Genomic DNA, 7,232 nt, shown 5'->3' with positions numbered 1-7,232 from the left:
GCGCCGCGAGGTCGCGGTCGCACTGCGCACCGGGCGCACCCGCCGCAAGCCACACCGCAGTCCGGACCAGCGCACCAGCCGGTTCGTCGACGAGATGGTGATGATCTCCCAACGTCCTGCCGAGGTCGAGGACCGGGCGGTTCCTGGGCACTGGGAAGGCGATCTGATCGTCGGCCCCCGCAGCGAGAGCGCGATCGTGACTCTGGTCGAGCGTTCCACCCGCTACGTCCTGCTCGGGCACCTGCCCGGCGGGCACACCGCGCAGGAGGTCCGCGACGTGCTGGTGCCCTTGATCCAAACCCTGCCCGAGCACCTACGCGGCTCGCTGACCTGGGACCAGGGCTGCGAGATGGCCGCGCACAAGCAGTTCACCGTGGCCACAGGAGTTCCGGTCTACTTCTGCGATCCGCACTCACCCTGGCAACGCGGATCGAACGAGAACACCAACGGCCTGCTGCGGCAGTACTTCCCCAAGAGCACCGACCTGTCCGTGCACAGCCCCGAAGACCTCGAACACGTCGCCCAACAACTCAACAGCCGACCACGCAAAACGCTCGGCTGGCGAACCCCAGCCGAGCGCCTGCGTGATCTACTGACGACCACCTAAGCCATCAGGTGTTGCGAGGACCCCGAGAATCCGCCGACCGCCGGGGGCCTTCGCCGTTGTGGCCGGCCGGGACGCCCCGCGGCCGGGCAGAATGGTGGCATGACGACCGCTGCCGGGGAGCTGCCCGTGGTGCCCCAGCCGCCACGTCACCCGCTCGACCCCGACCCGGCCCGGGCGACGAAGGCCCGGGCGGTCTTCGCGCTCGGCCTGATGGCGGCGCTCACCGGCCTGTTCGTCGCCGGGGCGGTGCCGGCCACGGTGGCGCTGCGGCTGGCCCGCGAGGCGCGGCGGGAGGCGTACGCCTCGGGGGGTTTCCTGACCGGCGCGGCCTGGCTGCGCCGGGGGGAGCGGCTGGCCCGGATCGGGCTGGTGCTGGTCGCGGTGGCCGTGGTGACCCTGCTGGTGATCGGCGTGGTACGGCTGGCCGATGCCCCGTTCGGGCACGACTACGACCCGAACGTGGATTGAGGCGGCCGGTGATCGTTCGCGCCGTGCGTCCCCGGTGTGCCGCGGCGGTAGCCTGACCGGTGTGCACCGCGCGGCGGTGGACCGGACCGACTGGAGGATCCTGTGACGGAACCGGCGCCGTATCCCGGTGGTGGGCCCGGTGGCGGTTGGTCGGCCCACCGGCCGTCGCCCCCGCCGCCGGCGGAGCCGCCACGCCCGCCGAGGCGGGTCGAGCCGGTGCCCGGCACGCCGTTCGGCATGGTCGAGCTGGACGTGCCGCCGGTCACCTCCGGCCCGGCGGTGGGCTCGCTGGTCGCCGGGGTGGGCTCGATCCTGGTGTCGATCGTGGTCCTCTGCTTCGGGGTGGCGGGCGCGCGGCGCGGTGGCGCCTGGGCCGCCGGCGCCTTCACCGTGCCGGGCGTGCTCGCCGGCGCCGCGGCGGTGGGCGCGGGGCTGCTGGCCCGCCGGCAGATCCGTCGGCCGGCCCCGCCGCCGGCGGTGCGGTTCACCGGGGGCGGGCTGGCCACCGCGGGGATCGGCTGCGGCGCGGTGGGGCTGGCGCTCAGCCTGCTCGGGCTGGGGCTGGCGTTGGTACTGCAGCTGGCGTGACCCCGGTCGCCCCGGGGGTGGCGGGGCGTTCGCCGGGGGAGCCGGTACACTTGAAGACGTAGGTGCCCATCACGGGGGAGCAGGCGGGCGGCGCGGCCGGCGGGGATCTGAGATCCGCCGGGCCATTCCGTTTTGACCTGCGAGGCTGTGGTAGGTACTCTTTCCCCTTGTGCCCGGGCCAGCCCGGGCAACTCGTGCGTGCGCGGGATCCGGTGATCCGGTGATCGAGCTGCCGCACGACACAGCTGACAACCTGGCCCGCGGTGTTCCGCGTGTCGGCGAAAGAAACCCGGTGTCCGCGCGAGCGACGACACCGGGACCGCGATCGGGGCGACACGCCCGACCGCGGGTGCCGGAGCCGCCGCAGGGCGGGTCCGGTCGGAAGGTAGGAGAGCCGCCCATCAGGTCGGCTACGAGCAGACGGCGCGGTCGCCTCACGGCGGCCGAAGGGAGCGGAGAAACCCGGTGCCCACCATTCAGCAGCTGGTCCGAAAGGGCCGCCAGGCCAAGACGACCAAGACCAAGACCCCGGCGCTGAAGGGATCCCCTCAGCGGCGCGGTGTGTGCACCCGCGTGTACACCACCACCCCCAAGAAGCCGAACTCGGCGCTCCGCAAGGTCGCCCGCGTCAAGCTCAGCAGCCAGATCGAGGTGACCGCCTACATCCCCGGCGTCGGTCACAACCTGCAGGAGCACTCGATCGTGCTCGTCCGCGGCGGCCGGGTGAAGGACCTCCCCGGCGTGCGGTACAAGATCGTCCGCGGTTCGCTGGACACCCAGGGTGTCCGTAACCGCAAGCAGGCGCGCAGCCGCTACGGCGCGAAGAAGGAGAAGAGCTGACATGCCGCGTAAGGGACCCGCTCCGCGGAAGCCGCTGGTCGCTGACCCGGTGTACAACTCGCCGTTGGTCACCCAGCTGGTGAACAAGATCCTGCTGCGGGGCAAGCGTCAGCTCGCCGAGCGCATCGTGTACGCCGCCCTGGAGGGCTGCCGCGAGAAGAGCGGCACCGACCCGGTCGTCACCCTCAAGCGGGCGATGGACAACGTCAAGCCGACCCTCGAGGTGCGCAGCCGCCGCGTCGGTGGCGCCACCTACCAGGTGCCGGTCGAGGTCCGTCCGGCCCGCGCGACCACCCTCGGTCTGCGCTGGCTGGTGACGTACTCCAAGGCCCGTCGCGAGAAGACCATGATCGAGCGGCTGATGAACGAGCTGCTCGACGCGAGCAACGGTCTGGGTGCCGCCGTCAAGCGGCGCGAGGACACGCACAAGATGGCCGAGTCGAACAAGGCCTTCGCGCACTACCGCTGGTAACACCTGAGGTTCCGGCGCCCGTCGTGGGCGCCGGAACCGCCACCAGTTGTGTCGAGACGACGATAAGTAGGGATTGAAGTGGCCGCCGCAGACGCGCTCGCCAACGTACGCAACATCGGCATCATGGCGCACATCGATGCCGGTAAGACCACGACCACCGAGCGGATCCTGTTCTACACCGGTATCACGTACAAGATCGGTGAGGTCCACGAGGGCGCTGCCGTCATGGACTGGATGGAGCAGGAGCAGGAGCGTGGTATCACCATCACCTCCGCTGCCACCAAGTGTGAGTGGAAGGGCCACACGATCCAGATCATCGACACGCCCGGCCACGTCGACTTCACGGTCGAGGTCGAGCGGTCGCTGCGTGTTCTGGACGGTGCGGTCGCGGTCTACGACGGCGTCGCCGGCGTGGAGCCGCAGACGGAGAACGTCTGGCGGCAGGCCGACAAGTACCACGTCCCGCGGATGTGCTTCGTCAACAAGCTCGACCGCACCGGCGCGGACTTCTTCCGCTGCGTGCAGATGATGATCGACCGGCTGAACGCCACCCCGCTGGTGCTCCAGATCCCGATCGGGCTCGAGGGCGACCACATCGGCGTCGTCGACCTGATCGGCATGCGCGCCCTCACCTGGCGCGGGGAGACCCAGAAGGGTGAGGACTACGCCATCGAGGAGATCCCGGCCGAGCTGGCCGACTCCGCGGCGGAGTGGCGCGAGAAGCTGATGGAGACCCTGGCCGACGTCGACGACGCGGTGATGGAGAAGTACCTGGAGGGCGAGGAGATCTCCGCCGAGGAGATCAAGGCCGCCATCCGGCGGGCCACCATCGCCAGCAAGGCCAACCCGGTGCTGTGCGGCTCGGCGTTCAAGAACAAGGGCGTCCAGCCCATGCTCGACGCCGTGATCGACTTCCTGCCGTCGCCGCTGGACGTCCCGGCCATCGAGGGTACGGCCACCGACGGCGAGACCCCGCTGCAGCGGAAGCCGTCGAAGTCCGAGCCGTTCTCCGGGCTGGCCTTCAAGATCCAGACCGACAAGCACCTCGGCAAGCTCACCTACGTCCGGGTCTACTCGGGTATGGTCGAGACCGGTACCCAGGTGGTCAACTCCACCAAGGACCGCAAGGAGCGGATCGGCAAGATCTACCAGATGCACGCCAACAAGCGGGAAGAGCGCGGCTCGGCCCAGGCTGGCGACATCATCGCGGTGCAGGGTCTGAAGCAGACCACCACCGGTGACACCCTCTGCGACCCGGCCAACCCGGTCATCCTCGAGTCGATGACCTTCCCCGAGCCGGTCATCGAGGTGGCCATCGAGCCGAAGACCAAGGCCGACCAGGAGAAGCTCTCCACCGCCATCCAGCGGCTGGCCGAGGAGGACCCGACCTTCCGCGTCAAGCTGGACGACCAGACCGGCCAGACGGTCATCTCCGGCATGGGCGAGCTGCACCTGGACATCCTGGTCGACCGGATGCGTCGCGAGTTCAACGTCGAGGCGAACATCGGTAAGCCGCAGGTGGCGTACCGCGAGACCGTCCGCCGCAAGGTGGACAAGATCGAGTACACCCACAAGAAGCAGACCGGTGGCTCGGGCCAGTACGCCCGCGTGATCGTGAGCGTCGAGCCGCTGCCGCTGGGCAACGACGCGCCGACCTACGAGTTCGCGAACGCCGTCACCGGTGGCCGCATCCCCCGGGAGTTCATCCCGTCGGTGGACGCGGGCGCCCAGGACGCCATGCAGTACGGCATCCTCGCCGGCTTCCCGCTGGTGGGTGTCAAGCTGACGCTGCTGGACGGCCAGTACCACGAGGTCGACTCCTCGGAAATGGCGTTCAAGATCGCCGGCTCGATGGTGATGAAGGAGGCGGCCCGCAAGGCCGACCCCGCGCTGCTCGAGCCGATGATGGCTGTTGAGGTCACCACTCCGGAGGAGAACATGGGTGACGTCATCGGCGACCTCAACTCCCGACGGGGCATCATCCAGGCGATGGAGGAGCGCAGCGGCGCTCGCGTCGTCCGGGCCCTGGTGCCGCTGTCGGAGATGTTCGGCTACGTCGGCGACCTGCGGTCGAAGACCCAGGGCCGGGCTAGCTACAGCATGCAGTTCGACTCCTACGCCGAGGTGCCGCAGAGCGTGGCAAAGGAGATCATCGCCAAGGCGACGGGTGAGTGACCCTCACCCCGAGCTGACCTGATGATCCGGGGCTGGTCGCGGGAGGTTTCTCCCCGCCCGCGGCCACCTCGGTCGGGTTGTGTGAATCCGGGCCTGTAGGCTTCATCGCCGCAGAACCCACAAAGGCTCTCCGGCCGTCAGGCCGGAAAGGCTGTCGACAGAGTCCTAAGCGCCGACCCGGCGCACCGGGGCGAACGAACCAAGAAGTCCACAGGAGGACACCAGTGGCGAAGGCTAAGTTCGAGCGGACTAAGCCGCACGTCAACATCGGCACCATTGGTCACATCGACCACGGTAAGACGACGCTGACGGCGGCCATCACCAAGGTCCTGCACGACCAGTACCCGGACCTGAACCCGTACACGCCGTTCGACGAGATCGACAAGGCGCCGGAGGAGAAGGCCCGCGGCATCACGATCTCGATCGCGCACGTCGAGTACCAGACCGAGGCGCGGCACTACGCGCACGTCGACTGCCCCGGTCACGCCGACTACATCAAGAACATGATCACCGGTGCCGCGCAGATGGACGGCGCGATCCTGGTGGTCGCGGCGACCGACGGCCCGATGCCGCAGACCCGCGAGCACGTGCTGCTGGCCCGCCAGGTCGGCGTGCCGTACATCGTCGTGGCGCTCAACAAGAGCGACATGGTCGACGACGAGGAGCTCCTGGAGCTCGTCGAGCTCGAGGTGCGCGAGCTGCTCTCCTCGCAGGAGTACCCGGGTGACGACCTGCCGGTCGTCCAGGTCTCCGCGCTGAAGGCCCTCGAGGGCGACCCGGTCTGGACCGAGAAGCTGCTCGAGCTGATGAACGCGGTCGACACCGCGATCCCGCAGCCGGAGCGCGAGACCGAGAAGCCGTTCCTCATGCCCGTCGAGGACGTCTTCACGATCACCGGTCGCGGTACGGTCGTCACCGGCCGTGTCGAGCGTGGTGTGCTGCTCCCGAACGAGGACGTCGAGGTCGTCGGCATCCGCGAGAAGGGCTTCAAGACCAAGGTCACCGCGATCGAGATGTTCCGGAAGACCCTGGACGACGCCCGCGCAGGTGAGAACGTCGGCCTGCTGCTGCGTGGTACCAAGCGCGAGGACGTCGAGCGCGGCATGGTGGTCATCAAGCCGGGCACCACGACCCCGCACACGGAGTTCGAGGCGACGGTCTACATCCTCTCCAAGGAGGAGGGCGGCCGGCACACCCCGTTCTTCCAGAACTACCGCCCGCAGTTCTACTTCCGCACCACGGACGTCACCGGCGTCGTCACGCTGCCCGAGGGCACCGAGATGGTCATGCCGGGCGACAACACCACCATGTCCGTGAAGCTCATCCAGCCCATCGCGATGGAGGACAACCTCAAGTTCGCGATCCGCGAGGGTGGTCGTACGGTCGGCGCGGGTCGCGTCACCAAGATCATCAAGTGAGCTAGGTAACCCCGATTAGCGTCTGTCGCGACCGTGCGGCATACTAGTCAGGTTGCGTAACGACGGTTAGCCTCCTGCGTCCGGTGAACGCTGGACCTCCGGGAGACGAACAGTCGCGCGTAGGGTGGTTGATCGCCCCTGGCGGTCAACCACCCTCGCACGGCGTCCGGATCGCTGTGATGCGATCGGCGTCAATGACCCACCGTGTGGTGCGAGAGCCGCTCCGGCAGTCCGGGGCGGAGCCCGTCCAGAGGGCGCGACACGCCCGACCGCGGGGGTCGGCGAAGCGGACCTGTACCAGCCGGTACGGGTGCCCGCAACACAGCGGCATCGAGAGAAGGAACAGAAGCCACCATGGCGGGACAGAAGATCCGCATCCGGCTCAAGGCCTACGACCACGAGGTCGTCGACTCCTCGGCGCGGAAGATCGTCGAGACGGTGACGCGTACCGGGGCGCAGGTCGCGGGCCCGGTGCCGCTGCCCACGGAGATCAACCGTTTCTGCGTTATCCGCTCGCCGCACAAGTACAAGGACTCGCGCGAGCACTTCGAGATGCGCACGCACAAGCGGCTGATCGACATCATCGACCCGACCCCCAAGACGGTCGACTCGCTCATGCGCCTCGACCTGCCGGCTGGCGTCGACATCGAGATCAAGCTGTAGG

The 7,232-nt window shown here is 68.7% G+C and carries 8 protein-coding genes; all 8 read left to right on the top strand.

What is annotated here, in order from left to right; all coding sequences use genetic code 11:
- A partial coding sequence (locus ACFY3U_RS20235; RefSeq protein ID WP_387203659.1) for an IS30 family transposase occupies nt 1-607 on the top strand: 607 nt, incomplete at its 5' end.
- Between the two features lie 99 nt (nt 608-706).
- Nucleotides 707-1,075: a hypothetical protein gene (locus ACFY3U_RS20230; RefSeq protein WP_387203656.1), complete on the top strand. Its 369-nt coding sequence runs from the start codon at nt 707-709 to the stop codon at nt 1,073-1,075.
- Nucleotides 1,076-1,312: 237 nt separating this feature from the next.
- A complete protein-coding gene (locus ACFY3U_RS20225) occupies nt 1,313-1,663 on the top strand; it encodes a hypothetical protein (protein ID WP_387203696.1) in 351 nt (116 codons plus the stop codon).
- Nucleotides 1,664-2,128: 465 nt separating this feature from the next.
- On the top strand, nt 2,129-2,503 hold the full coding sequence (gene rpsL, locus ACFY3U_RS20220; protein ID WP_007465318.1) for a 30S ribosomal protein S12: 375 nt from the start codon (nt 2,129-2,131) through the stop codon (nt 2,501-2,503).
- A gap of 1 nt (nt 2,504) precedes the next feature.
- Nucleotides 2,505-2,975 (top strand): 30S ribosomal protein S7, encoded by a 471-nt coding sequence (gene rpsG / locus ACFY3U_RS20215; RefSeq protein WP_088973247.1) that lies wholly within the window; start codon nt 2,505-2,507, stop codon nt 2,973-2,975.
- A gap of 78 nt (nt 2,976-3,053) precedes the next feature.
- Nucleotides 3,054-5,150 carry an elongation factor G gene (gene fusA / locus ACFY3U_RS20210; RefSeq protein WP_387203653.1) on the top strand — a complete coding sequence of 699 codons (2,097 nt, stop codon included), beginning with the start codon at nt 3,054-3,056 and terminating at the stop codon, nt 5,148-5,150.
- 224 nt (nt 5,151-5,374) lie between these two features.
- On the top strand, nt 5,375-6,568 hold the full coding sequence (tuf, locus tag ACFY3U_RS20205) for an elongation factor Tu (protein WP_387203650.1): 1,194 nt from the start codon (nt 5,375-5,377) through the stop codon (nt 6,566-6,568).
- Between the two features lie 354 nt (nt 6,569-6,922).
- Nucleotides 6,923-7,231: a 30S ribosomal protein S10 gene (rpsJ, locus tag ACFY3U_RS20200; RefSeq protein ID WP_007073037.1), complete on the top strand. Its 309-nt coding sequence runs from the start codon at nt 6,923-6,925 to the stop codon at nt 7,229-7,231.
- Nucleotide 7,232: the final 1 nt, after the last annotated feature.

Source organism: Micromonospora sp. NPDC000089 (assembly GCF_042899365.1).
GTDB lineage: Bacteria > Actinomycetota > Actinomycetes > Mycobacteriales > Micromonosporaceae > Micromonospora.
This window is presented reverse-complemented; position numbering and strand designations above follow the sequence as displayed.

What these genes read in the sequence shown, in the direction of transcription:
- ACFY3U_RS20230 (WP_387203656.1), top strand. Translation starts at nt 707, where the DNA reads ATGACGACCGCTGCCGGGGAGCTGCCCGTGGTGCCCCAGCCGCCACGT.
- ACFY3U_RS20225 (WP_387203696.1), top strand. Translation starts at nt 1,313, where the DNA reads ATGGTCGAGCTGGACGTGCCGCCGGTCACCTCCGGCCCGGCGGTGGGC.
- rpsG (WP_088973247.1), top strand. Translation starts at nt 2,505, where the DNA reads ATGCCGCGTAAGGGACCCGCTCCGCGGAAGCCGCTGGTCGCTGACCCG.
- rpsJ (WP_007073037.1), top strand. Translation starts at nt 6,923, where the DNA reads ATGGCGGGACAGAAGATCCGCATCCGGCTCAAGGCCTACGACCACGAG.